The organism is Streptomyces sp. bgisy100 (genome assembly GCF_057709105.1).
In genome coordinates, this window is sequence record NZ_JBYITE010000003.1 from 24363 (window position 1) to 47180 (window position 22818).

Genomic DNA, 22818 nt, shown 5'->3' on the forward strand with positions numbered 1-22818 from the left:
GCACAAACACCCCCCAACCCCACAGCCACCACCCCGACCAGCGACCACAGGCACACACGTTCGCATCACCACGGCCACCCCGACACCGCTACAGGCACTCCACACCCCGGACCGGATACGGCAACGCTCCGCGCCGCAACACCCGGATACGAATCCTCCCCGACGTGAACGCCACGGCCTCCTCGCAAGAAAGAGGTGAGCGCACACTGTTCGAGGAGGCGCTCCACGGCCCTCTGCACGGCACCGGGCCCGACGTGGCCGAGGCGCAGGAGAAGCTGCTGGCCCGCACCGCGGCCGATGAGATGATGGTGACGACGAGCACCTACGACCGTCGGCGGGAGCTGGACTCGTACCGGCGGCTGGCCCGCGTCGTGGGGCTGCCCGGCGGAGCCGGTGCCGGACGGCCGGCCACCGCCCCGCCCCGAGCCCCTGCGGAGACCGATGAGCACCCCGGCCCATGACCCGTTCGTCCGTGTACGCGGCGCCCGTGAGCACAATCTGCGCCGGGTCGACGTGGACATCCCCCGGGATGTGCTGGCCGTCTTCACCGGAGTCTCCGGCTCCGGCAAGTCCTCGCTGGCCTTCGGCACGATCTACGCGGAGGCGCAGCGGCGCTACTTCGAGTCCGTCGCCCCGTACGCCCGCCGGCTGATCCACCAGGTGGGGGCGCCCGCGGTCGACGACATCCTGGGGCTGCCGCCGGCGGTCGCCCTGGAGCAGCGGCGCGGGGCGCCCACCTCGCGGTCGTACGTCGGCACGGTGACGACGCTCTCCAACACGCTGCGGATGCTGTTCTCCCGGGCCGGCAGCTATCCGCCAGGGGCGGAGCGGCTGGACTCCGACGCGTTCTCCCCCAACACCGCGGCCGGCGCCTGCCCGGCCTGCCACGGCCTGGGCACCGTGCACCGGACGACCGAGGAACTGCTGGTCCCCGACCCGTCGCTGAGCATCCGGGACGGTGCGATCGCCGCCTGGCCCGGGGCGTGGCACGGCAAGAACCTGCGCGATGTGCTCCGGACGCTGGGGTACGACATCGACCGGCCCTGGCGGGAGCTGCCGCAGCAGGACCGGGACTGGATCCTGTTCACCGACGAGCAGCCGGTGGTGACGGTGCATCCGGTGCGGGAGGCCGGGCGCATCCAGCGGCCCTACCAGGGGACGTACGTGGGCGCCCGGCGGCATGTGATGCACACCTTCGCCGACTCCAGGAGCGCCACGCTGCGGGCGCGGGCCGAACGCTTTCTGGAGAGCTCACGCTGTCCGGACTGCGACGGCAGCCGGCTGCGGCCGGAGTCCCTCGCCGTCACCTTCGCCGGGCACACCATCGCCCAGCTCAACGCGCTGCCCCTGGCGTCGCTCGCCGAGGTGCTGCGGCCGGTCGGCGAGGGACGGTGGGCGGAGGAGGCCGACGAGCCGCGCCGCCGGGTCGCCGAGGCGCTCTGCGCGGACCTCGCCGCCCGGGTCGGGGTGATCACCGAGCTCGGGCTCGGCTATCTGAGCCTGGACCGCACGACGCCGACCCTCTCCCCCGGCGAGCTCCAGCGGCTGCGGCTGGCCACCCAGCTGCGGTCGGGCCTGTTCGGCGTGGTGTACGTGCTGGACGAGCCGTCCGCCGGCCTCCATCCGGCCGACACCGAGGCGCTGCTGACGGTACTGCTGCGGCTGCTGGAGGCCGGGAACTCGGTCTACGTCGTCGAGCACGACATGGAGGTGGTGCGCCGGGCGGACTGGATCGTCGACGTCGGTCCGCACGCGGGCGAGCACGGCGGCCGGGTGCTGCACAGCGGGCCGGTGGACGCGCTGGCCCAGGTCGAGGAGTCGGCCACCCGCCGGTTCCTGTTCGCCACCGGCCCGGACCCGGCCGCGGGCCGTACCCCGCGCGAACCGTCCGGCCGGCTGCGGCTGCGCGGCATCGACCGGCACAACCTGCGGAACGTGGACGCCGAGTTGCCGCTGGGCGTGTTCACCGCGGTCACCGGCGTGTCCGGCTCGGGCAAGTCGACACTGATCGGGCAGGTTCTGGCCGCCGTACTCCAGCGCCACCTCGGCCCGTCCCGGCCGGCTCCGGACGGCGAGACCGACGCCGACGCGGAGCCGGACAGCGTGGACGCGAGCGCCGGAGTGACGGCGGAGGGCGTCGCGGCCGTGGACCGGCTGGTGCAGGTGGACCAGAAGCCGATCGGCCGCACCCCGCGCTCCAACCTGGCCACCTACACGGGCCTGTTCGACTCCGTGCGCAAGGTGTTCGCGGCCACCGACGACGCCCGGTCGCGCGGCTACGCGGCCGGCCGGTTCTCGTTCAACGTCGCGGGCGGGCGGTGCGAGACCTGCCAGGGCGAGGGGTTCGTCGCGGTGGAGCTGCTGTTCCTGCCCGGCACCTACACGCCGTGCCCCGCCTGCCACGGCTCCCGGTACAACGAGGAGACGCTGCAGGTCCGTTACCGGGACCGGACCATCGCCGAGGTGCTGGACATGACCGTGGACACCGCGGTCGCCTTCTTCGAGGACGTCCGCCCCGCCGCCCGCAGCCTGCGCACCCTCCAGGAGGTGGGCCTGGGCTATCTGCGGCTCGGCCAGCCCGCCACCGAGCTGTCGGGCGGCGAGGCGCAGCGCATCAAGCTCGCCTCGGAACTCCAGCGGACCCGCCGCGGCCACACCGTGTACCTGCTGGACGAGCCGACGACGGGCCTGCACCCGGCGGATGTGGAGCTGCTGATGCGGCAGTTGCACGGGCTGGTGGACGCCGGGCACTCGGTGTTCGTGGTCGAGCACGAGATGAGTGTGGTGGCGGGCGCCGACTGGGTGATCGACCTGGGCCCGGGCGGCGGCGACGCGGGCGGCCGGATCGTCGCCGCCGGGCCGCCTGCGTCGGTGGCCCGCGCGTCGGGGAGCCGGACGGCGGAGTACCTGGCGCGCAGGCTCAGGGGGTGAGCGGTGGGGCGGGCGCGGCCGGTTCGGGTTCCGGGGGCCGAACCGAACCGGCCGTGAGCCGGAGCGGACCGATGGGCCCGCTCCGGCTCATGGCTCATGGCTCATGGCTCATGGCTCATGGCTCATGGCTCATGGCTCATGGCTCATGGCTCATGGCTCATGGCAGGAAGTACATCGGGTTCGGCAGCTTGAAGGTCTTGTCGGCGTAGCCGCCCTTGAGGTCGCTGTACTGATCACCGAAGTTGGCCACGATGTCGTAGCCCTGGGACTCGATGTGCTTCCGGGTACCGGACTTGTACTCCACCGTGCTGCACTTCGCCCCGCACGGCAGGTACGCGGGCGGGTTGGCCTTGTTCTTCAGGTAGAAGTGCGCCTTGTTCGTGGGGGTCTTGTACCCGGCGGCCTTGAGGTTGCGGACGCTCCAGGCGCGCTGGTGCTCGTCGCGGCCGGTCAGGAAGAACACCGTGTAGCCCCTGGCCCGTGCCCGGTTGACCAGCTCCGGCATGCCGAACACCGGGTCCATGTCGGTGCTCTTCAGGTACTTGTCCTGGGACTCGGGGGTGAAGTTGAAGCCCACCTGGAGCTCGTAGTTGTACGTCAGCAGCGTGGTGTCGTCGACATCGAGGACGATCGCCGGCTTGCCGTGGTCCGTGCGCGTCGCGGCGCGGTCGAGGTAGCGCTCGGCCTTGGCCCGTATGCCCTTGACCTGCTTGGCGTAGTTGCTGTCCGGCGAGGCGTAGTGCTGGCCGTCCTTGTCGACGGTGTCACCGTAGTAGGCCTTGATCTTGTCGGTGACGTGGGTGAGGTTCGGGATCTCCCGGTCCGTACGGGGTACGGAGTGCTCGGCGGTCGCCGCACCGGCGGCGTAGAGCCCGGTACCGACGGCAGCCGCGGCGACCACGGCTGCGATACGGACGCGCGGGGAGGTGAGCTTCGGGGGCACGCGGAATCTCCTGTGCTGTGGGGGGAGACAAAGGTGTAGTGAAGCTAGAGCGTGGCCTCTTGGCCGGTCAAGAGCCCTCTACGCGCGCAGAGTTCGCCGCTCGGGGTGTCACCCCAGGTACGGATGATCCCGATGCTCCTGGAAGTGACGGATCCTGAGCCGCTGTGTGTGGTGCATGGGCAACCCGTCCAGTTCCTCCGGTGGCACGAAGCAGAGTTCCGTGGACTCGTCCGAGATGGCCAGGTCGCCACCGAGCACTCGGGCCGTGAAGCAGACGTTGAACTGTCGGCGTACCTCGCCGTCCGTGTAAGCGATGACATGGCGCGGGTCGGTGTAGGTACCGACGAGCCCGGTGATCTCCACGTCCAGCCCGGTTTCCTCCTTCACTTCGCGGACTGCCGCGCCCGGCAGTGAATCCGCCATCTCCATACCCCCGCCCGGAAGCGCCCATAGGTCGTTGTCCCGCCGCCGCTGGAGCAGGATGCGTCCCTCCCCGTCGGTGACCACAGCGGAGGCAGCAACCACCAAGCTGTTCGGCTCGGGTGCCTCCGGGTCGTCGTAGTACTCGGTCCGTCCCATGCTCACCCTTCTCGTACTGGCGTCGCAGTCGCCCACACCGCGTCGAAGCTGTCGGCGTAAGTGTCGAACATGCCGCCTGCCCCCGCACGCCGCAGATGCCACACCGGTGCCGCGAAGGCATTCACACCCCAGACATGGGCGTTGACCAACGCCTGATCGTCCGCACGGTAGATCGAGTTGTAGAGCGTTGTGCCATGCGTCCGCACTTCTACACCGGGAACCGCGACGAGATGGCGATAGTGCATCAAGGCAAGTCGGCAGCGAGAGTCGATTCCGTGCCCGAACCGCTCCTCCTCGCCACGCTGTCGGACGTTCGGGCTGTCCGGATCACCGATCGCCAGGCGTACCGCACAGCCCTCGGCGGCCCGCTCCTCCAGGAGACCGGTGAATCGTGGGTACGCCTCGTGCAGAAATACCGCGGCGTACACGAGGACGTCGATCCGCTCCTGAGCTTCGGCCAAGAGGTCCACGAATCTGGACACAGGAACGTCCGCACGCTGCTCGTAGAGGGCCACAATGTCCGGGCTGACTGCTCGAGCGGGTTTCGACTGGCGCAGCGCCGGCCAGAGTGCGTGCACGTCCTCTCCCATGGTCTCGGCAGCTTTTATGGCAGTGAGACGACGCGGTGTACGCCCCAGATTCACCCATCGCTCAACGGACTTGGGATCGACCTCGACCTTCTCCGCGAGGGAGGCATAGGTCCAGCAACCCGCGGCCATGGCTGCGCGCAGCCTTTCGTTCGGCATTCGATTCTCCCCCTCGTCCTGGGACGCAACAAGGGACGTTCTACCGGATGCAGGACGTCTCCAAGTGGGGATTGGCGGCGGTTCCTTCGTCCCGGCGACCAGTCGGAAGATCGCTCCATGGCTACCGACAAATCCTCTCCAGCCCGTGTGGACGTGGACGCGATTGCGGCGACGATCAGTCGTGCTTTGGCCCAGCGGACAGCTCTCCCCCCGTACAAGGAGCTGTGCGAGCTGCAGGCTGAGCTGTTGGAGCACATCCAGTTGCTCCAACCGCTGGTGGAGAAGCATGTGAACAGCCTGAACCGGGGCACGGTGGACTGGTACAGGAAACGCTGCCGACTGGACGGCATCACTGACGAGGTGGGCCAAGGACTGGGCTCCGGGTTGCAGTCGGCCGACTGGCACGTGCGAGGTCTCGGCTACGCCTGCCAATTCCTGCTGGACAACACGGCTGTCGTTCAGCCAAGTGACAACTGATCTGCACCGGGGACGACTGTTGCCACCTGCGGAGCAGGGGCAGTTGATGCCTGAACTCCTCGATAGGGGGCGGCTGTGCAGCGGGTAGCTCATCAGCCCGCTCGCAGCTTCACCAGCCCCGCCCAGGTACGGCGGCGGATCCTCCACCATCCGCCGTCCGCGGTCCGGCTCTCCGGCATTCTCACGCCCGCCCACGGGTGGAGAGCCGGACCGCGCTCCACCGTCGTCGGCATCCCGCCCCGCTCAGGCCCCCGCCCAGCCCTCCGATCACGCCGATCCGGAAGCTCTGGGCGGCCCCCGCGTTCGAGATGCCGCCGTCCAAGCGGCGCCGGGCCCGCAGCCCTCGTCTCTCTGCCCGTGGCGAATCTGCGGCGGGCAGAGAACCCGCATCCGGGGGTCCGGCAAGGTCAAGAGTGGAGTCAACGGCATCACTGCCCCCGACAAGGAGACCAGATGACTCCCCTCACCACGCTCCCGCCCCGTGCGGAGGAGGGCGACACACCGCCCAGCCGCTTCGACGACCATCTCGCGGCACAGTTGCTCGCCCAGCGGATCGTGCTTCTCGGCACGCAGGTCGACGACGTGTCGGCCAACCGGGTGTGCGCGCAGCTGTTGCTGCTGTCGGCGGAGGACCCGCGCACCGACATCAGCCTGTACATCAACAGCCCCGGCGGCTCGGTCACCGCGGGGCTCGCCGTCTACGACACCATGCGGCTCATCCCGAACGACGTCTCCACGCTGGCCATGGGGTTCGCCGCCAGCATGGGCCAGTTCCTGCTCACCGTGGGGGCGCCCGGCAAGCGGCTCGCGCTGCCGAACGCGCGGATCATGATGCACCAGCCCTCAGCGGGCATCGGTGGCACCGCCGCGGACGTCGAGATCCAGGCGGAGAACCTCCAGTTCACCAAGAGCGCCATCGAGCGGATCACCGCCGAGCACACCGGGCAGAGCGAGGAGACGATCGCGCGGGACGGCGACCGGGACCGCTGGTTCACGGCCGAACAGGCCAGGGAGTACGGGATCGTGGACCGGGTGGTGGAGTCGCTCGCCGACATCCGCCCGGCCGCGTCGCGCCCACGGATGGGGCTGTGACATGGGGTCGTACACGGTTCCCTACGTCATCGAGCGCACCGCGCAGGGTGAGCGGTCCTACGACGTCTTCAGCCGGCTGCTGAACGAGCGGATCATCTTCCTCGGCACCGAGATCGACGACGGGGTCGCCAACGTGGTCATCGCGCAACTCCTGCATCTGGAGTCGGCGAACCCGGAGCAGGAGATCTCGATCTATCTCAACTCGCCCGGTGGATCGTTCACTTCGCTGATGGCGATCTACGACACGATGACGTTCGTGCAGGCGCCGATCTCCACGTTCTGCGTCGGTCAGGCGGCGTCGACGGCGGCGGTGCTGCTGGCCGGCGGAGATCCCGGGCGCCGGTTCGTGCTCCAGCACGCGCGGGTGCTGCTCGGCCAGCCGGCCAGCGGCGGGCAGCAGGGGACGGTCTCCGACCTCAGCCTCGCGGCCAAGGAGATGGTCCGCATCCGCTCGCAGGTGGAGGAGGTCCTGTCCCGGCACACGCAGCACGACGTGGCGACGCTCCGCACGGACATGGACCGGGACAAGGTGTTCACCGCCGAGGAGGCCGTCGCCTACGGGCTCGCGGACGAGGTGCTGAGCCGACGGTTCGCGTTCGCCTGACCCGGCGCGGCGGTGGCCGAAGGCCGGCAAGCCGGACAGTACGGCGGTGGCCGACGAGACGGCCGGTACGGCAAGGGGTGCATCCGTGCCGTACCGGCGTCTCGTCCGGTCAGGCTGCGAGGCAGAGGCCGTCGTACTGCCCCGTGTTCGACGTGCGGCCCCGGCCCGTCCGGCTGCTCCGGGCGTACCGGCCCAGCTCGTCGTGGGCGAGCGAGAGCAGGTCGGCGAGGCCGAGCCCGAGAGCCCCGGCGGCGGCCGCCAGCACCTCGGAGGAGGCCTCCTTGCGTCCGCGCTCCAGCTCCGACAGGTACGGCATCGAGATCCGGGCCTCCTCGGCGACGTCCTTCAGCGTGCGCTCCTGGGCGAGCCGCTCCCGTCGCAGCACACCGCCGACGAGGTCGCGCCACAGGGGTTCCCTCGGCGCGGGTGTCCGTGGGGCTCCCGCCGGTCCCTGCGGGGCGCGGGTCGCCCCACCGGAACCGGGCGGCGGGGTCTGCGGGCGCAGGGGGATGACGCGGGCTTCGTTCGGCGCATGAGTGGTCACCTCTTCAGCCTAGGCATCCGGGGCGCCGGGGGAAGGGAGCGGCGTTCCGCCCTGGGTGAAGCCGGGCGGTCGGACCGGAGGTGTCGCGAGCCCGCGCACCTTGCCGGTCCCAATACCGATCCCGTTCAGGCCCCCGCCCCCATCCCCCCGATCACACCGATCCGGAACCCCAGCCACGGGTAGGTGTGGTTGTAGAAGTCGTTGTCCTGGGGCTGGAGTCCGACCGCCGAGGGCCACATCTGGAAGGCCTCCGCGTTCGAGACGCCGCCGTGCAGGCGGCGCCAGACCCGTGCGCCGTTCTGTCCGGCCGGGGGCGGGGTGACGGTGTCGGTCCATTCGACGGCGTTGCCGCCCTGGTCCAGGGTGCCCCAGGGCGAGGGCGTCCCCGCCTGTCCGACCGTGCTCAGGCTGCCCTGGTAGAGCTTGGGGTAGCTGACGGGGTCGAGCCCGATCGGATTGACGGTGGTGCAGTCCTCGGGGGACACCTGGCCCGGGCACCAGGCGGGGGCGGGCTTGCCGGACGCGTGGTACGAGGCGAGGGGCTGGTCCGCGGCGTTGGTGACGTCGCCGGTGGCGGGGGTGAGGACCGTGGGGTTGGGTGCGGTCGCGTCGCCGTCGCCGAACACCCCGGCGTTGGTGGGGTACTTCCAGTAGGAGTAGGTGCCGCCGCCGGCCGGGTCGTAGTAGGCCGCCTTGATCCATTCGTTCTGGCTCGGGACGACGAAGCCCGTGGCGCGGGTGCGGGTCGGGGCGCGCCGGGCGAGGTCGTACATGCCGCGCTCGGTGCGGGGCGAGAGGGCGACGCGGTAGGTGACGGTGCGGGAGGGGCCGTCGGCAGACGTGGTCCGGGAGAGCACCCGGCCGTTCTGGAGGGCGTTGACGAAGCGTGCGGCGCGCAGGAAGGTCGAGAACCCGTAGGGCTTGGCCGCCCACTGCGGGTACGCCACCGAGTAGTGGCGGCCCGGGCCCGCGCCCGCCGAGAAGTCGATCTGCCCGTACCTGGGCCATGCCGAGGCGCTCTCGGTGTCGTCGTAGAGGTCGTGGGGGTCCCGGCCGGTGGGGTCGGCGGTGTTGAGGAAGGCCACCCACTGCTCGACGGTGACCTCCAGCCGGCCGATCTCGTAGGCGTACGGGACGCCGCCGATCATCTGGCAGCCCTGTGCGGTCTGCGGGGCGTCGGCGCAGGTGCGGTACACGGCGTCGGTGAACGGGACGACGCCGACCGCGGGGTTGCCGGGTGCGCCGATCCCACGGGTCGTCACGGTGACGACTCCGTCTCCACCGAGGCCGGGCGGCTGGCCCGGACCGGTTGCCGCGGCGGCGCCCGAGGCGGCCGTGCACGGGGCGAGCAGGGCCGGTACCCCGCAGGCGACGAGGACGGCCGCCCGGAGGCGTGTCCTGCGGCGGGTACGGCAGGAGGCGAGGCGCATGGTCAGACCCTTTCGGCCGCGGCGGCCCGCCCCTGACCGGCGGCCGCGCCCGCTGGTGCGGTTGGCCCCCGGTCATGGCTGCGGGGGCGGGCCACGCTAGCCGCGCGGCCGGGGCGCCGACGCTCCCGACGCGACGGCGCGCGGGAATGACCCCGCAGAGCCGACGCGGGGCCAGCCGTTCGGAGCAGTGGCGCACCGACCTGGACCCGAAGATCCAGGCCGTGCACAAGCTCGCCCGCGCGTACGGCACGCATGCGCTCGACGCCGACGGCAGGTTCGCCGAGCTCGCCGCGAAGACCGGACCCGGGTACTGGGCCGCGGACGGCGTGCACCCGACGCCGGCCGGTCACGCCGCGCTCGCGGCGGCCTGGCTGCGCCTGGTCGAGTGACCGTCACCGACAACGGCGCGGCTCCAGCTGTTGGCGTACTCGGGAACATCGCCGGCAGTGCGGCGCGGCCCGCCGCACTAGTCACCGCCATCGAGGAACTGAAGGTCACGGCTGCGCGGCAACCCCTCAGCCAGTTGCAAGAAGGCGTGATGGAGTCGGCCGTTGGTGGCGAGCACCGACATGTCGCCTTCCAGCACAGCGGTCCCGCCCAGGTCGGTCACCCGGCCGCCGGCCTCCGTGACGATGACGGGCATCGGCGCTACGTCCTCGTACCCCATGGGCGGACCGGCGATCACCACAGCATCGGTGCGGCCCGTAACCAGGTCCACGATTCCGCCCATCGAGGGCAGCAGGAAGACCTGACGGTGGAGAACGGTGAGGAGTTCCTCCGGCCAGCCGGCCGGGTTGTGCATTTGGGTCCTTGCGCCGCGAATGCCGGCCCGCTCTGTGACCCGGGCACGGTAGCCCGTCCGCAGGTCCGGCTCCGGGCCGGTGAGTACCCAGCAGCCCAGACCACGCCCGGCCACGACCATCTGCTGACTCAGAGGCATGTTGATCAGGCCAATGGCCGGGCCGTGCTCGTCTTCGTAGGCGAGGTCATTCGAGAACAGCGGAACCCTGCGGGTGAAATAACCTGTTCCGTTGATGGGGTCGATGATCCATCGGTGTCCAGAGGTTCCGCTGGTCGCGCCTCCCTCCTCGCCGAAGACCCCGTCCTCGGGGACACGGCGGCCCAATTCGGCTCTGATCAGTTCCTCAACCGATGCGTCGACTTCGGTGACCTCGCTGCCGTCCTCCTTGCTGCGGCTGTGCCAGTCGCCGAAGAAGCCCTCCACAGACATCTGCCCGGCACGGCCGACGAGGCGAACAGCGAAGTCGAGAAGTTCCCGGTCAGCCGGCGGGGCATCGAACGCATAGTCCACCCGGTGAGCCTTCCACGGCTTCGCCCCGAGTGGAGCCGGATCAACTTCTTACGTCGTGGCGCCACTTCCGGTCCGCGCAATGGAATCCAAAGAAGTGCTTACCGACACCAAGCCGCTCCAGCGGTCACGATATTGGTCCCGAACCTCGGGGCACTGCCGGAAGCCGGCCGACGCGTAGGTGGCGACGGCCCCGGCATTCGCGCTCGGGGCGCAGACGAGCGCGCTCGACGAGCCCAGCTCCTGGAGCGCGGCCGCCGCGGCGACGGTGATCGCCTCGCCGTAGCCGCGACGGCGATATTCCCGGTGGACGCCCATCGGTTCGAGCAATCCGGGCCTGCCCGGACCGGCCGACCACACCGTCACCGCCGCCACCGCGTTGCCCCGGTCGTCATACGCGACCAGGCTCCGGGCGTCGGCGTACGGCAATCCGGCCGCCATCGTGTGCCAGCGCTCGCCTGTGCACCTCGACCCGTCGAACGCTGCCCGATGGACGGCGGCGAACACATGCGCCTGCTCCGGCCCGATCACCTCGATCCGCACGCCCGGTTCCTGCACCGGCTCCGTGAGGTCGCGGCGCAGCGGCGTCCACGGCTCGTCGGCCTGCCAGCCGTCCTCGAACAGCAGATCCTGGACCAGGGCGCCCATCGGCGACTCGACGGCCGCCTTCCCCTCGGGCAGCACGCCGCGCTCCGGGTCGGTCAGGTCCGCCTCCAACTGCCGCGCCAGCTCCTCGTCCCACTGAGCGTCCGGCGCGATCGTCAGCCGCAGCAGCCCGGGACCGTCCAGCAGGCCGAGGGCGAGAATCCGTCCGTCCCGGCTCCACGTCCTGACCGCCGCGGCGGTCGCTTCCGCACCCGACTGCCAGAACCAGCCCAGGTCCCCCGGGTGCAGTTGCATCGGCGCCCCGTCGTGCTGCCACTCCCGCAGCACGCCCACGGTCTCGCTCAGTCCGTCGACTCCCGGCTTTCGCATCACCATCGCCATGCCACCGATCACACACCATCGCACCGACGTTGGCGTGTGGAATCAGCGCAGCACACCTTCATCACCACTGCGTGCCGCCGGCTCTCCTTTGCCGGAGAACCGCTCCGGTTCACCGGAGAACCGCTCCGGCGCTTCTCCGGGCGGCCTGCTCCGGACTGCCGGGCTCCGGACGATCCGATCCGGACGTATGAGCCGGCCCGGGCCCGTCCTCGGCCCCCGAGAGCGGTCCCGCCGTCACCCCCGCCCCCTCCCCGGGGCCTTCCGGGCCGCCCGCAGGTACTCGCGGTTCAGCGCGGCGATACTGGGCAGCGGGATGCCCTTGGGGCAGGCGGTGGCGCACTCGCCGGTGTTGGTGCAGCCGCCGAAGCCCTCGGCGTCCATGGCCGTGACCATGTCCAGGACGCGGCTCTCCCGCTCCGGCAGCCCCTGCGGCAGGGAGCGCAGATGGACGACCTTGGCGGCGGTGAAGAGCATCGCCGAACCGTTGGGGCAGGCGGCCACGCAGGCGCCGCAGCCGATGCACCCGGCGTTCTCGAACGCCGTGTCGGCGTCGGCCTTGGGGACCGGGGTGGCGTGTGCGTCGGGGGCGCTGCCGGTGGGGGCGGTGATCCAGCCGCCCGCGCCGATGACCCGGTCGAGCGCGGTCCGGTCGACCACCAGGTCCTTGACGACGGGGAAGGCCGCGGCGCGCCACGGTTCGACGTCGATGGTGTCGCCGTCGCGGAAGTGCCGCATGTGGAGCTGGCAGGTGGTGGTGGGTTCGGGGCCGTGGGCCCGGCCGTCGATGACCATGCCGCAGGCGCCGCAGATGCCCTCGCGGCAGTCGTGGTCGAAGGCGACGGGTTCGTCACCGCGCTCGGTCAGCTCCTCGTTGAGGGTGTCGAGGACTTCGAGGAACGACATGTCGGGTGAGATGCCGCGCACTTCGTAAGTGGTCATCGCGCCGGGTGCCCCGGGCCCCGGCTGCCGCCAGATGCGCAGGGTGAGGGTCATCGGGTGCGCGGGGGCGGGCCCCCGCTGGGCCGGGGTCATGCGTAGCTCCGCTGGGTGGGGTGGACGGACGTGAAGACCAGGGGTTCCTTGTGGAGCACGGGCGGGGCGCCGGTGCCGGTGAACTCCCAGGCGGCGACGTAGGCGAAGCGTTCGTCGTCGCGTCGTGCCTCGCCGTCGGGGGTGCGGCTCTCCGCGCGGAAGTGGCCACCGCAGGACTCCTCGCGGTGCAGGGCGTCGAGGCACATCAGCTCGGCGAGTTCCAGGTGGTCGGCGACGCGGTTGGCGTGTTCCAGCGACTGGTTGAGCTGCTCTCCGGAGCCGGGCACCCGGACCCGCCGCCAGAACTCCTCGCGCAGCGCGGGGATCCGGTCCAGCGCGGTGCGCAGTCCGGCCTCGTCGCGGGCCATGCCGCAGCGGTCCCAGAGCAGCCGGCCCAGTTCGCGGTGGAAGGATTCGGGGGTGCGGTCGCCGTTCACCGAGAGCAGCAGGTTCAGGTGGTCCTCGGTGTCCGCGACGGCCTCGACGACCGCCGGGTGGTCCAGGGGTATCTGCTCCTGCGGTGTCCGGGCCAGGTAGTCGTTGACCGAGGTGGGCAGCACGAAGTAGCCGTCGGCGAGGCCCTGCATGAGGGCGCTGGCGCCGAGCCGGTTGGCGCCGTGGTCGGAGAAGTTGGCCTCCCCCACGGCGAACAGGCCCGGCACGGTGGTCCGGAGGTCGTAGTCGACCCAGAGTCCGCCCATCGTGTAGTGGATGGCCGGATAGATCCGCATCGGCACCGCGTACGGGTCCTCGGCGGTGATCCGCCGGTACATCTCGAAGAGGTTGCCGTACTTCGCCTCGACGGCGGCGCGGCCCATCCGGGCGATGGCGTCGGCGAAGTCCAGGTAGACGCCCTGGCCGCCGGGGCCGACGCCGCGCCCCTCGTCGCAGACGCTCTTGGCGGCGCGGGAGGCGATGTCCCGCGGCACCAGGTTGCCGAAGGACGGGTACAGGCGCTCCAGGTAATAGTCGCGTTCCGCTTCCGGGATCGCGCCGGGCGGCCGGGGGTCGCCCTGGACCCTCGGCACCCAGATGCGGCCGTCGTTGCGGAGCGATTCGCTCATCAGCGTCAGCTTGGACTGGTGGTCGCCGGAGCGCGGGATGCAGGTGGGGTGGATCTGGGTGAAGCAGGGGTTGGCGAACCAGGCGCCGCGCCGGTGGGCCCGCCAGATCGCGGTGGCGTTGGAGTTCTTGGCATTGGTGGACAGGTGGAACACGTTGCCGTAGCCGCCGGTGGCCAGGACGACGGCGTCGGCGAGGTGGCTGGTGATCCGGCCGGTGACCAGGTCGCGGGCGACGATGCCGCGGGCCCGGCCGTCGACGACGATCAGGTCGAGCATCTCGGTGCGGGCGTGCAGTTCGACCCGGCCGGCCGCGATCTGCCGGGAGAGCGCCTGGTACGCGCCGAGCAACAGCTGCTGGCCCGTCTGGCCGCGGGCGTAGAAGGTGCGGGAGACCTGGACGCCGCCGAAGGAGCGGGTGTCGAGCAGCCCGCCGTACTCGCGGGCGAACGGCACGCCCTGCGCCACGCACTGGTCGATGATCTGCACCGACAGCTCGGCGAGCCGGTGGACGTTGGACTCCCGGGCGCGGAAGTCGCCGCCCTTGACGGTGTCGTGGAACAGCCGGTGCACCGAGTCCCCGTCGTTGCGGTAGTTCTTGGCCGCGTTGATGCCGCCCTGGGCGGCGATGGAGTGGGCGCGGCGCGGTGAGTCCTGGCAGCAGAACTGGACGACGCGGTAGCCCTGTTCGGCGAGGGTCGCGCCGGCCGAGCCGCCGGCCAGCCCGGTGCCGACCACGATGACGGTGTGCTTGCGGCGGTTGGCCGGGTTGACCAGGGCGGCCTCGAAGCGGCGGCGGTCCCAGCGCTGTTCGACGGGCCCGGCCGGGGCCCGGGTGTCGGCGAGCGGGTCCCCGGTGCGGTAGGAGGTGTAGCGGGTCATGTCAGTTCACCAGCCCGGTCAGTACGGCTACGGGCACGCTGAGGAAGCCGACGGTCAGCAGGGCGGAGAAGCCGGTGGCCGCCCCTTTGAGCGTCCGGTCCCGGCGGGCGCTGTTGGCGCCGAGGCTCTGCGCCGCGCTCCAGAAGCCGTGGTGGATGTGGAGACAGAGGGCGAGCATTGCCACGATGTAGATGCCGCCGCCGTACCAGGTCGAGAAGGAGGCGACGAGGTTCTCGTACGGATGGTCCCGCTCGGCCCGCGGGTTCACCGTGAGGGTGGTGAGGTCCAGGATGTGCCAGACGATGAACAGGCCGAGGATCACCCCGCCCCAGCGCATGGTGCGGGTGGCGTAGCCGGCCCGGCGCCGCCGGTGAGCGTAGCCCCGCGGCCGGGCGGCCCGGTCCCGCCGGCTGAGCTGGTACGCGGCGACGCCGTGCAGGACGACGCAGGCGGTGAGCCCGATGCGCATGATCCACAGGAACCAGGTGCGGTGCAGGACCGGTGCGCCGATGGTGCGCAGCCAGGCACCGTAGTGGTTGAACTCGTCGGGGCCGAAGAAGACCTTGAGGTTGCCCGCCATGTGGGAGACCAGGAAGAGCAGCATGACCACGCCGGTGACGGCCATGACCGCCTTCTTGCCGACGGTCGACCGCCAGATCCGGCGCAGAGTGGACGAAGAAGCCGCCGTGGACGAAGAAGCCGTGGACGGAGAAGCCGTCGTGGACCGGGAAGCCACCGTGGACGGACGATGCGCCCTCGTTGCGAGTGCCATGGTCATTGACGGTAGGACCGGCCCCTTCGACAGGTCCAAGACATGGTTCGGCTCATCTCCATAGACAGGGCCTATGGTGAGGGGGTGCAGTTCCAACAGCTCCGGTACTTCGTCGCGGTGGCCGAGACCCGGCACTTCACCCGGGCCGCCGAGCAGGTCCATGTCGCCCAGCCGTCGTTGTCCCAGCAGATCAGGGCCCTGGAGCGGGAGCTGGGCGCGGACCTCTTCAGCCGGGCCCGCGGCCATGTCGCGCTGACCGACGCCGGTGAGGCGCTGCTGCCGCTGGCCCGGCGCATCCTGGCGGACACCGAGACGGCCCGCTACGCGGTGCAGGAGGTGGTGCAGCTGCGGCGCGGCCGGGTGCGCCTCGGGGCCACGCCGAGCCTGTGCACCGGCCTGCTGCCGGACGTACTGCGCGCCTTCCACGACCGGCATCCGGGCATCGAGCTGCTGCTGGAGGAGAGCGGTTCGCACGACCTGGTGCGCGGGCTGGCCCGGGGCGGTCTCGACCTGGCGCTGCTGATCCTGCCGCTGCCCGGCTCCTCCCCCGCCCTGACGACGACGGAGCTGCTGCGGGAGGACCTCGTGGTGGTGTCGTCGCAGGCCGCCGGGGCGCCGGGCGGGGGCGGGCCGGTCCGGCCCGAGGATCTGCGCGACCAGCCGCTGGTGATGTTCCGGCACGGCTACGACCTGCGGGAACTCACCGTCGCGGCCTGCCGGGCGGCGGGCTTCGAGCCGGTCTTCGCGGTGGAGGGCGGGGAGCTGGACGCGGTGCTCGGCTTCGTCCGGGCGGGTCTGGGCCTGGCGGTGCTGCCGAGCATGGTCGCCGGGCGGGCAGGTCCGGGGCTGCGCAGCACCCCGTTCGCCGCTCCGGGGCTGCGGCGCACCATCGCCCTCGCCCACCGGACGGATGTGGCGCCGCCCCGGGCCGCGCGGGAGCTGCGCCGGGTGCTGCTGGAGCATTTGCGGGATGCCGCGGCTCGGGGGAGGCTGCCTGAAGGCACGGAATTGACCGCCCCCGCCTGAGCTCCGGCCCGGGCAGCCCGAGCTCCGGCCCGGGCACCGGCGACGTTCCGCATTACCGGAGCGGCGCCGGGCAGTCTTGAGGGTGCGTCTCCCAGTGGCTTAGGTGGAACGAGCAACTCGGCACCGCGACCGGCCGGGCTGCGAGAGGGTTCCTTCGACGAGAGGTACCGGCCGTGCTGGACGAACCGAGGACGACCCCCGCGAGCACCCTGACCGAGGCCGTCGCCGAGGCCTACGTGGAGGGCATCTGTTTCAAGACCGGACCGCCCCGGCGGCTCGGTGTCGAACTGGAATGGCTGGTCCGCGACCTGCACCAGCCGTCCCGGCCCGTGGACCCCGGCCGGCACGCCGCCGCCGTCGCGGCGCTGCGCCGCCTGCCACTGCGGTCCCCGCTGACGTTCGAGCCCGGTGGCCAGCTCGAACTCAGCCCCCCTCCGGCCGGCTCGCTCACCGCGTGTGTGGCGCAGGCCGAGGCGGACCTGGCCCTCGTCCGGGCCGCGCTGCGCGAGCACGCGCTGCGCCTGGTGGGCCACGGCCACGACCCGCGGCATCCGCCCCGCCGGCTGCTCACCGCACCCCGGTACGACGCCATGGAGGCGTACTTCGACCGCGGCGGCCCGGCCGGCCGCTCCATGATGTGTTCCTCGGCGTCCGTGCAGGTGTGTCTGGACGCCGGTCACGAGGAGCCGGGCCCGCTGGGGTATGCCCGCCGGTGGCGGCTCGCCCATCTGCTGGGCGCCGTGCTGGTCGCGGCGTTCGCGAACTCCCCGCTGCGCGAGGGCCGGCCCACCGGCTGGCGGTCCACCCGGCAGGCCGTCTGGGCCGAGCTCGACCCGGGCCGGTCGCTCGCCCCGCCCGACGGCCGGGCCCCGCGGGCGGCGTGGACCCGGTACGTGCTCGACGCGCCGGTGATGTGCGTGCGCTGCGACGAGGGGCCCTGGAGCGTTCCGGAGGGGCTGACGTTCCGGGAGTGGATCCGCCGCGGCCTCCCCCGGCCACCGGAGCAGGCGGACCTCGACTACCACGTGACGACCCTCTTCCCGCCGGTCCGGCCGCGCGGCCACCTGGAGCTGCGCATGATCGACGCCCAGCGCGGGGACGACGGGTGGCAGGTCCCGCTGGCCGTGACGGCCGCCCTCTTCGACGACCCGGAGGCGTCCGAGACCGTCTACCGGGCGATCAAACCGCTCGCCGAGACCGCCGGTTCCGCTCCGGCGCCGCGCAATCCGCTGTGGCGCGCCGCCGCCCGGCACGGTCTCGCCGACCCCGAACTGCACGCCGCGGCCCTCGTCTGCTTCGCAGCCGCGCAGGAGGCGCTGCCCCGGATCGGGGCGTCCGACGCGCTCCGGGCCGCCGTGGCCGCCTTCACCGACCGCTATGTCGCCCGCGGACGATGTCCCGCCGACGACGTGCTCGACCCCGCTCCAGGGAAGGCTTCAGGGAAGGACATCCGCTCATGACCGCCACCGGCCCCGTCACCGGCGCTGTCACCGGCCCCGCCACCGGCCCCTCCACCGAAACTGCCCCTGTCGTCGGTGCCGAGGCGCTCCGGCAGCGGGCCGTCGACGCCCTCCGCACCGCCCGCGAGCGCACCGCGCTCCTCACCGGCTGCGTCGAGGACCCCGACCTCACCGCCCAGCACTCGCCCCTGATGTCGCCGCTCGTGTGGGACCTGACGCACATCGGCAACCAGGAGGAGCAGTGGCTGCTGCGGACGGTCGGCGGCCGGGAGGCCCTCCGGCCGGACATCGACAAGGTCTACGACGCGTTCGAGCACCCGCGGGCCGAACGCCCCTCGCTGCCGCTGCTGCCGCCCGCCGAGGCCCGCGGCTACGTCGCCGACGTGCGCAGCCGGGTGCTGGACGTGCTGGAGAGCACCCCGCTGACCGGCGGCCGGCTCATCGACGCCGGGTTCGCCTTCGGGATGATCGCCCAGCACGAGCAGCAGCACGACGAGACGATGCTCATCACCCACCAGCTGCGGCGCGGACCGGCCGCGCTGACCGCTCCCCCGCCGCCGCCCGCACCGGCCGACGCCGCGGGGCTGCCCGCCGAGGTCCTGGTGCCCGGCGGCCCGTTCCTGATGGGGACGTCCACCGAGCCGTGGTCCCTGGACAACGAACGCCCCGGCCACACCCGCGAGGTGCCGGGCTTCTTCATCGACACGGTGCCGGTCGGCAACGGCGCCTACACCCGCTTCATCGAGGACGGCGGCTACGAGGACGCCCGCTGGTGGGCCCCCGAGGGCTGGGCGTACCTCCGGGAACACGGCCTGGCCGCGCCCCTGTTCTGGCAGCGCGACGGCCGGACCTGGCTGCGGCGGCGGTTCGGGGTCACCGAGCCGGTGCCCGCCGACGAGCCGGTGCTGCACGTCAGCTGGTACGAGGCCGACGCCTACGCGCGCTGGGCCGGGCGCCGGCTGCCCACCGAGGCGGAGTGGGAGAAGGCGGCCCGCCACGACCCGGCCACCGGCCGCTCCCGGCGCTACCCGTGGGGCGACGCCGACCCCTCCCCCGAGCTCGCCAACCTCGGCCAGCGCCATCTGCGGCCCGCGCCCGTGGGCAGCTACCCGGCGGGCGCCTCGCCGCTGGGCGTGCGGCAGCTGATGGGCGATGTGTGGGAGTGGACGTCCAGCGAGTTCCTGCCCTACCCGGGGTTCGCCGCCTTCCCGTACCGGGAGTACTCCGAGGTGTTCTTCGGCGACGGCTACCGGGTGCTCCGCGGCGGCTGCTTCGCCGTCGACCCGGTCGCCTGCCGCGGCACGTTCCGCAACTGGGACCACCCGATCCGGCGGCAGATCTTCTCCGGCTTCCGGACCGCCCGCGACGCCACCCCGGAGGCCGTGTGAACACCCGCCGAGCAGCCCCGCCGCCCGCCGGCGGATTCCGCCCCCGAACCACTCGGCCGCACCCGGCCTGCGTCCGGGGCGCCGCCGGGAGGTGGATCTGATGTGTCGTCATATCGCTTACCTGGGGCCGGAGACACCGGTCGGCGAGGTCACCCTGCGCCCGCCACACGGGCTGTTCCGGCAGTCCTGGGCGCCGCGTCGGCAGCGGTACGGCACCGTCAACGCCGACGGCTTCGGCGTCGGCTGGTACGCCCCGGGCGACCCGGTGCCCGCCCGCTACCGCAGGTCCGGACCCATCTGGGCGGACCAGTCGTTCGCCGACCTGGCCCGGGTGGTCCGCACCGGCGCCGTGCTCGCGGCCGTCCGGGACGCCACCGAGGCCGGGGCGGACGCGGAGGCCGCGGCGGCACCGTTCGCCGACGGGCCCTGGCTGTTCAGCCACAACGGCGCCCTCACGGACTGGCCCGGCGCGGCGGCCCCGCTCGCCGCCGGACTGCCCACCGTGGAACTGCTCACCCTGGAGGCCCGCTGCGACTCGGCGCTGGTCTGGGCGCTGATCCGCAACCGGCTACGCTCCGGCGACGAACCGGGCCAGGCCCTCACCGACACCGCCACCGCGCTCGCCGAGGCCGCCCCCGGCTCCCGGCTCAACTTCCTGCTCACCGACGGGGTGTCGATCGCCGCCACCGCCTGGGGCGACACCCTCTGGTACCTGCACGACCCCGCCCGGCGCTCCGTGGCCGTCGCCTCCGAACCGTACGACGACGACACCCGCTGGACGGAGATACCCGACCGGACCCTTCTCACCGCCACCCGCACCGATGTCCTCCTCACCCCGCTCAAGGAGCCGAGCCGTTGAGTCCGTTCGCCGTCACCCGCACCCTGCCCGCCGACGCCACCGCCGCCGCTCTCCGCTCCGATGTGCAGCGGGGGCTGACCGCCACACCGAAGCAGCTGCCGCCCAAGTGGTTCTACGACGCCCGCGGCAGCGAACTGTTCGAGGAGATCACCCGGCTGCCCGAGTACTACCCGACCCGCGCCGAACGGGAGATCCTGATCGACCGGGCCACCGACATCGCCGCCGCGAGTAGCGCCCGCACCCTCGTCGAACTCGGCTCCGGCTCGTCCGAGAAGACCCGGCACCTGCTCGACGCCCTCACCGGTCTGCGCACGTATGCGCCCGTGGACGTCAGCGAGTCGGCACTCACCCTGGCCGGCCGGGCGCTGCTGGAGGAACGCCCCGGGCTCACCGTGCACGCCCTGGTCGCCGACTTCCAGCACGGCCTTGAACTCCCGGAGAGCCCCGGACCGCGGCTGGTGGCCTTCCTCGGCGGCACGCTGGGCAATCTGCTGCCCGCCGAACGCGCCGCGTTCCTCGGCTCGGTCCGGGAGTTCCTCTCCCCCGGCGACGCCCTGCTGCTCGGCACCGACCTGGTGAAGGACGAGGCGACGCTGGTCGCGGCGTACGACGACGCGGCCGGGGTCACGGCGGCCTTCAACAAGAACGTGCTGTCCGTCCTCGACCGCGAACTGGGCGCCGACTTCGACCCCGACGCCTTCGACCACGTCGCCGTCTGGGACGCCGACCACGAGTGGATCGAGATGCGCCTGCGCGCCCGCACCGCGCTGACCGCGAAGATCCCGGCGCTGGACCTGGCAGTGACCTTCGCGGCGGGCGAGGAACTGCGGACCGAGATCTCGGCGAAGTTCCGCCAGGAGACCGTGCGGGCGGAGCTGGCAGCGGCCGGACTGTCGCTGCGCCACTGGTGGACGGACGCGGCGGGCCGGTTCGCGCTGTCGCTGGCCTTTCCGGAGGACTGAGGGCTTCCCGCGGGCCTGTGCGTCCGCCCTCGGGTCCGCGGGCGGACGCACAGGCCCGCACGGCGGGAGAGTGGCGGGGGTCGTCGCTACCGCTTGGCGGAGCATGTCACCGGCTGGCCTGCTGCTCCCTTCTGCTGGTCCAGAACGCGGTCTTCGCCTTCCAGCAGGAGGCAGTGCGCCAGGCCTTTGCCAGTGGGTACGACCTTGAGGCGTGGAGTGTGGCCTCCGTCCTCATGGGTGCTCCATGTGGCTCCGCTCACCTCGGCCGGCATGCTTACCGCGCCGTTGGGGCCATCGATGTAGTCGTGCCTGACGGATTGCAGGTTGCCTCCTTCGGTCCAGGCTTTGTACGTCACGTCGGGGCTCTTGGCGCCGCAAGCCGTCAGGAGTCCGCAGGCAACAGCCAGCCCCGCCATCGTGGTGATGCGCTTCGTGGCTGCCGGTATGGGGAATGTGGGCATGACGTGGCCTCTCAGTGAGTTCACTTGGGTGTGGGGTCGGGGAAGGATCTGTCGCCGAAGAGGACTCGGCTTGCCGCGGCTCGGCCGAGCGGTGTACGCAGCAGGGTGAATCCCGCTGCTGCTGTTGCAGGCGTCCGTACGCGGGCCAACATCCCGCGCAGCATGAGTCGTCCGCGGAAGTGGGGGCGGAGCGCGGCTCCGTCGTAGTTGGCCATCGTGTCCGGTTTTCCGGTGCGCAGTGCGTCGTCGAGGACCTCGGCTGCGAGTTGCGACTGTCGTAGGCACGGGTCCAGGCCGCCGGCGGTGAGTGGGGAGACCGCGCCTGCCGCATCCCCCACGAGGAGCCCGTCGGCGCAGCTGATCCGGCGCAGCAGGCCGCCGACGGGTATGGGGCCTGCGCGCCGCTCCACCGTTTCGGGACGTTCGATGCCGGTCAGTCCGGGCGCCGAGGCGCTGAACTGCTGCATCGCACGGCGAAGACCGTCTGGATAGCGGTCGGCGTAGCCTGCGACTCCGACGTGGGCGTGTTGCCCGTCGTTGATGACCCAGGCCAGGTAGCCGGGGGCGAGTGAGGGGTCGAGTACGCAGTGGAATGTCGGCGGCTGGTCGCTTCCTGGTAGTTCGAAGACCTCTTCGGCGCCGACGATCAGGTGGTGGTTGCGGTCGAGAGCGAGGTCGCGGGCGACTCTTGAGCGGGCCCCGTCGGCGCCGACGATGAAGCGGGCCCGGACCGTGGTCGGTCCGTCGCGCCCGTCCAGGTGGAAGGTGTTGCCCTGTCGGCCGGCGTAGCGCGTGCCCAGTGCGACGCGTACGCCGGCGTCGACGGCGGTGGCGGCCGTCGCTTCGTAGAGTGGTGCCATGTCGCCCACCCGGTATTCGTCGCGGGTGCTGGTGAGGCTTACCGGGCGGCGCAGGTCAGGGGGGTAGAGGACCACGCGTCGGATCGGTGGTCCGAGGCAGTCGGGGGGCAGCGGGAAGTCGTCGAGTGTCTTCCGTACGAAGATTCCTGTGGTGCGGATCGCGCCGGAAAGGCTTGTTCGGCGTTCGACCAGGAGTACGTCGTGACCCTGTCGGGCGAGGAGTGTGGCGGTGTTGAGTCCGGCGAGGCCGGCCCCGACCACCAGTACGTCGGCACTGTCTGTGCCCCCGAGGCGGCAAGAGAGGCGTGCTGTCGTCATGTCTGCTCTGTTCCTTGTGGAGACCGTATCGGTGCGTGCGGCGCGCGGCAGGCGCCGACCGGCGGCGGGCAGTGCGGCCAGGCCCGTGCCGCGAT

23 protein-coding genes are annotated in these 22818 nt (G+C 71.9%); 11 read left to right on the plus strand and 12 right to left on the minus strand.

Annotated features, from left to right (window positions below):
• Positions 1–164: 164 nt before the first annotated feature.
• Positions 165–461: a hypothetical protein gene (locus AC3EQ1_RS03055; protein WP_432092654.1), complete on the plus strand. Its 297-nt coding sequence runs from the start codon at positions 165–167 to the stop codon at positions 459–461.
• On the plus strand, positions 442–2931 hold the full coding sequence (uvrA, locus tag AC3EQ1_RS03060) for an excinuclease ABC subunit UvrA (RefSeq protein ID WP_432092655.1): 2490 nt from the start codon (positions 442–444) through the stop codon (positions 2929–2931). The genes AC3EQ1_RS03055 and uvrA overlap by 20 nt, the downstream gene beginning before the upstream one ends.
• A gap of 157 nt (positions 2932–3088) precedes the next feature.
• Here uvrA and AC3EQ1_RS03065 read toward each other — a convergent pair whose 3' ends face one another.
• From AC3EQ1_RS03065 to AC3EQ1_RS03075, 3 genes are all read right to left on the minus strand, one after another.
• Complete coding sequence (locus AC3EQ1_RS03065) at positions 3089–3874, minus strand: HAD family acid phosphatase (RefSeq protein ID WP_432092656.1); 786 nt, start codon at positions 3872–3874, stop codon at positions 3089–3091.
• Between the two features lie 108 nt (positions 3875–3982).
• Complete coding sequence (locus tag AC3EQ1_RS03070; protein ID WP_432092657.1) at positions 3983–4453, minus strand: NUDIX domain-containing protein; 471 nt, start codon at positions 4451–4453, stop codon at positions 3983–3985.
• A 2-nt stretch (positions 4454–4455) separates the two neighbouring features.
• A complete protein-coding gene (locus tag AC3EQ1_RS03075) occupies positions 4456–5199 on the minus strand; it encodes a DUF5919 domain-containing protein (RefSeq protein ID WP_432092658.1) in 744 nt (247 codons plus the stop codon).
• Positions 5200–5316: 117 nt separating this feature from the next.
• Between AC3EQ1_RS03075 and AC3EQ1_RS03080 the strand changes: the two genes are divergently transcribed.
• The 3 genes from AC3EQ1_RS03080 to AC3EQ1_RS03090 all read left to right on the plus strand — a co-directional run bounded on the left by AC3EQ1_RS03080 (position 5317) and on the right by AC3EQ1_RS03090 (position 7372).
• The gene (locus tag AC3EQ1_RS03080; RefSeq protein ID WP_432092659.1) at positions 5317–5676 is read left to right on the plus strand and encodes a DUF6415 family natural product biosynthesis protein; all 360 of its coding nucleotides are present in this window, start codon (positions 5317–5319) and stop codon (positions 5674–5676) included.
• Between the two features lie 453 nt (positions 5677–6129).
• On the plus strand, positions 6130–6768 hold the full coding sequence (locus AC3EQ1_RS03085) for an ATP-dependent Clp protease proteolytic subunit (protein ID WP_432092660.1): 639 nt from the start codon (positions 6130–6132) through the stop codon (positions 6766–6768).
• Position 6769: 1 nt separating this feature from the next.
• Entirely contained in the window at positions 6770–7372 is a 603-nt protein-coding gene (locus tag AC3EQ1_RS03090; protein ID WP_432092661.1) for a ClpP family protease, read from the plus strand.
• A gap of 109 nt (positions 7373–7481) precedes the next feature.
• Here AC3EQ1_RS03090 and AC3EQ1_RS03095 read toward each other — a convergent pair whose 3' ends face one another.
• Together AC3EQ1_RS03095 and AC3EQ1_RS03100 are read right to left on the minus strand one after the other, a co-directional pair.
• On the minus strand, positions 7482–7916 hold the full coding sequence (locus tag AC3EQ1_RS03095) for a helix-turn-helix domain-containing protein (RefSeq protein WP_432092662.1): 435 nt from the start codon (positions 7914–7916) through the stop codon (positions 7482–7484).
• A 125-nt stretch (positions 7917–8041) separates the two neighbouring features.
• Positions 8042–9346 carry a hypothetical protein gene (locus AC3EQ1_RS03100; RefSeq protein ID WP_432092663.1) on the minus strand — a complete coding sequence of 435 codons (1305 nt, stop codon included), beginning with the start codon at positions 9344–9346 and terminating at the stop codon, positions 8042–8044.
• 146 nt (positions 9347–9492) lie between these two features.
• Between AC3EQ1_RS03100 and AC3EQ1_RS03105 the strand changes: the two genes are divergently transcribed.
• Positions 9493–9735, plus strand: coding sequence for an SGNH/GDSL hydrolase family protein (locus AC3EQ1_RS03105; RefSeq protein ID WP_432092664.1), 243 nt, complete (start codon positions 9493–9495; stop codon positions 9733–9735).
• Between the two features lie 77 nt (positions 9736–9812).
• Here the strand turns inward: AC3EQ1_RS03105 and AC3EQ1_RS03110 are convergent, their stop codons facing one another.
• The 5 genes from AC3EQ1_RS03110 to AC3EQ1_RS03130 all read right to left on the minus strand — a co-directional run bounded on the left by AC3EQ1_RS03110 (position 9813) and on the right by AC3EQ1_RS03130 (position 15389).
• A complete protein-coding gene (locus AC3EQ1_RS03110; RefSeq protein WP_432092665.1) occupies positions 9813–10658 on the minus strand; it encodes an inositol monophosphatase family protein in 846 nt (281 codons plus the stop codon).
• 48 nt (positions 10659–10706) lie between these two features.
• Positions 10707–11636 carry a GNAT family N-acetyltransferase gene (locus AC3EQ1_RS03115; protein WP_432092825.1) on the minus strand — a complete coding sequence of 310 codons (930 nt, stop codon included), beginning with the start codon at positions 11634–11636 and terminating at the stop codon, positions 10707–10709.
• Between the two features lie 240 nt (positions 11637–11876).
• Positions 11877–12635 (minus strand): succinate dehydrogenase/fumarate reductase iron-sulfur subunit, encoded by a 759-nt coding sequence (locus AC3EQ1_RS03120; protein ID WP_432092826.1) that lies wholly within the window; start codon positions 12633–12635, stop codon positions 11877–11879.
• Between the two features lie 35 nt (positions 12636–12670).
• Positions 12671–14617, minus strand: a complete 1947-nt coding sequence (locus tag AC3EQ1_RS03125) for a fumarate reductase/succinate dehydrogenase flavoprotein subunit (RefSeq protein WP_432092666.1) — start codon at positions 14615–14617, stop codon at positions 12671–12673.
• A gap of 1 nt (position 14618) precedes the next feature.
• A complete protein-coding gene (locus AC3EQ1_RS03130; protein ID WP_432092667.1) occupies positions 14619–15389 on the minus strand; it encodes a succinate dehydrogenase cytochrome b subunit in 771 nt (256 codons plus the stop codon).
• Between the two features lie 84 nt (positions 15390–15473).
• Between AC3EQ1_RS03130 and AC3EQ1_RS03135 the strand changes: the two genes are divergently transcribed.
• The 5 genes from AC3EQ1_RS03135 (at position 15474) to egtD (ending at position 21084) form a co-directional block, all read left to right on the plus strand.
• On the plus strand, positions 15474–16415 hold the full coding sequence (locus tag AC3EQ1_RS03135; protein ID WP_432092668.1) for a LysR substrate-binding domain-containing protein: 942 nt from the start codon (positions 15474–15476) through the stop codon (positions 16413–16415).
• Between the two features lie 176 nt (positions 16416–16591).
• Positions 16592–17875: an ergothioneine biosynthesis glutamate--cysteine ligase EgtA gene (gene egtA, locus AC3EQ1_RS03140; protein ID WP_432092827.1), complete on the plus strand. Its 1284-nt coding sequence runs from the start codon at positions 16592–16594 to the stop codon at positions 17873–17875.
• Positions 17872–19263 (plus strand): ergothioneine biosynthesis protein EgtB, encoded by a 1392-nt coding sequence (gene egtB, locus AC3EQ1_RS03145; RefSeq protein ID WP_432092669.1) that lies wholly within the window; start codon positions 17872–17874, stop codon positions 19261–19263. Before egtA ends, egtB begins: the two co-directional genes overlap by 4 nt.
• Before the next feature lie 100 nt (positions 19264–19363).
• Positions 19364–20122 carry an ergothioneine biosynthesis protein EgtC gene (gene egtC / locus AC3EQ1_RS03150; protein ID WP_432092670.1) on the plus strand — a complete coding sequence of 253 codons (759 nt, stop codon included), beginning with the start codon at positions 19364–19366 and terminating at the stop codon, positions 20120–20122.
• Complete coding sequence (gene egtD / locus AC3EQ1_RS03155; protein ID WP_432092671.1) at positions 20119–21084, plus strand: L-histidine N(alpha)-methyltransferase; 966 nt, start codon at positions 20119–20121, stop codon at positions 21082–21084. Before egtC ends, egtD begins: the two co-directional genes overlap by 4 nt.
• An 86-nt stretch (positions 21085–21170) precedes the next feature.
• Here the strand turns inward: egtD and AC3EQ1_RS03160 are convergent, their stop codons facing one another.
• Positions 21171–21545, minus strand: coding sequence for a hypothetical protein (locus tag AC3EQ1_RS03160; RefSeq protein ID WP_432092672.1), 375 nt, complete (start codon positions 21543–21545; stop codon positions 21171–21173).
• A gap of 20 nt (positions 21546–21565) precedes the next feature.
• Positions 21566–22723 (minus strand): FAD-dependent oxidoreductase, encoded by a 1158-nt coding sequence (locus tag AC3EQ1_RS03165; RefSeq protein WP_432092673.1) that lies wholly within the window; start codon positions 22721–22723, stop codon positions 21566–21568.
• Positions 22724–22818 lie beyond the last annotated feature (95 nt).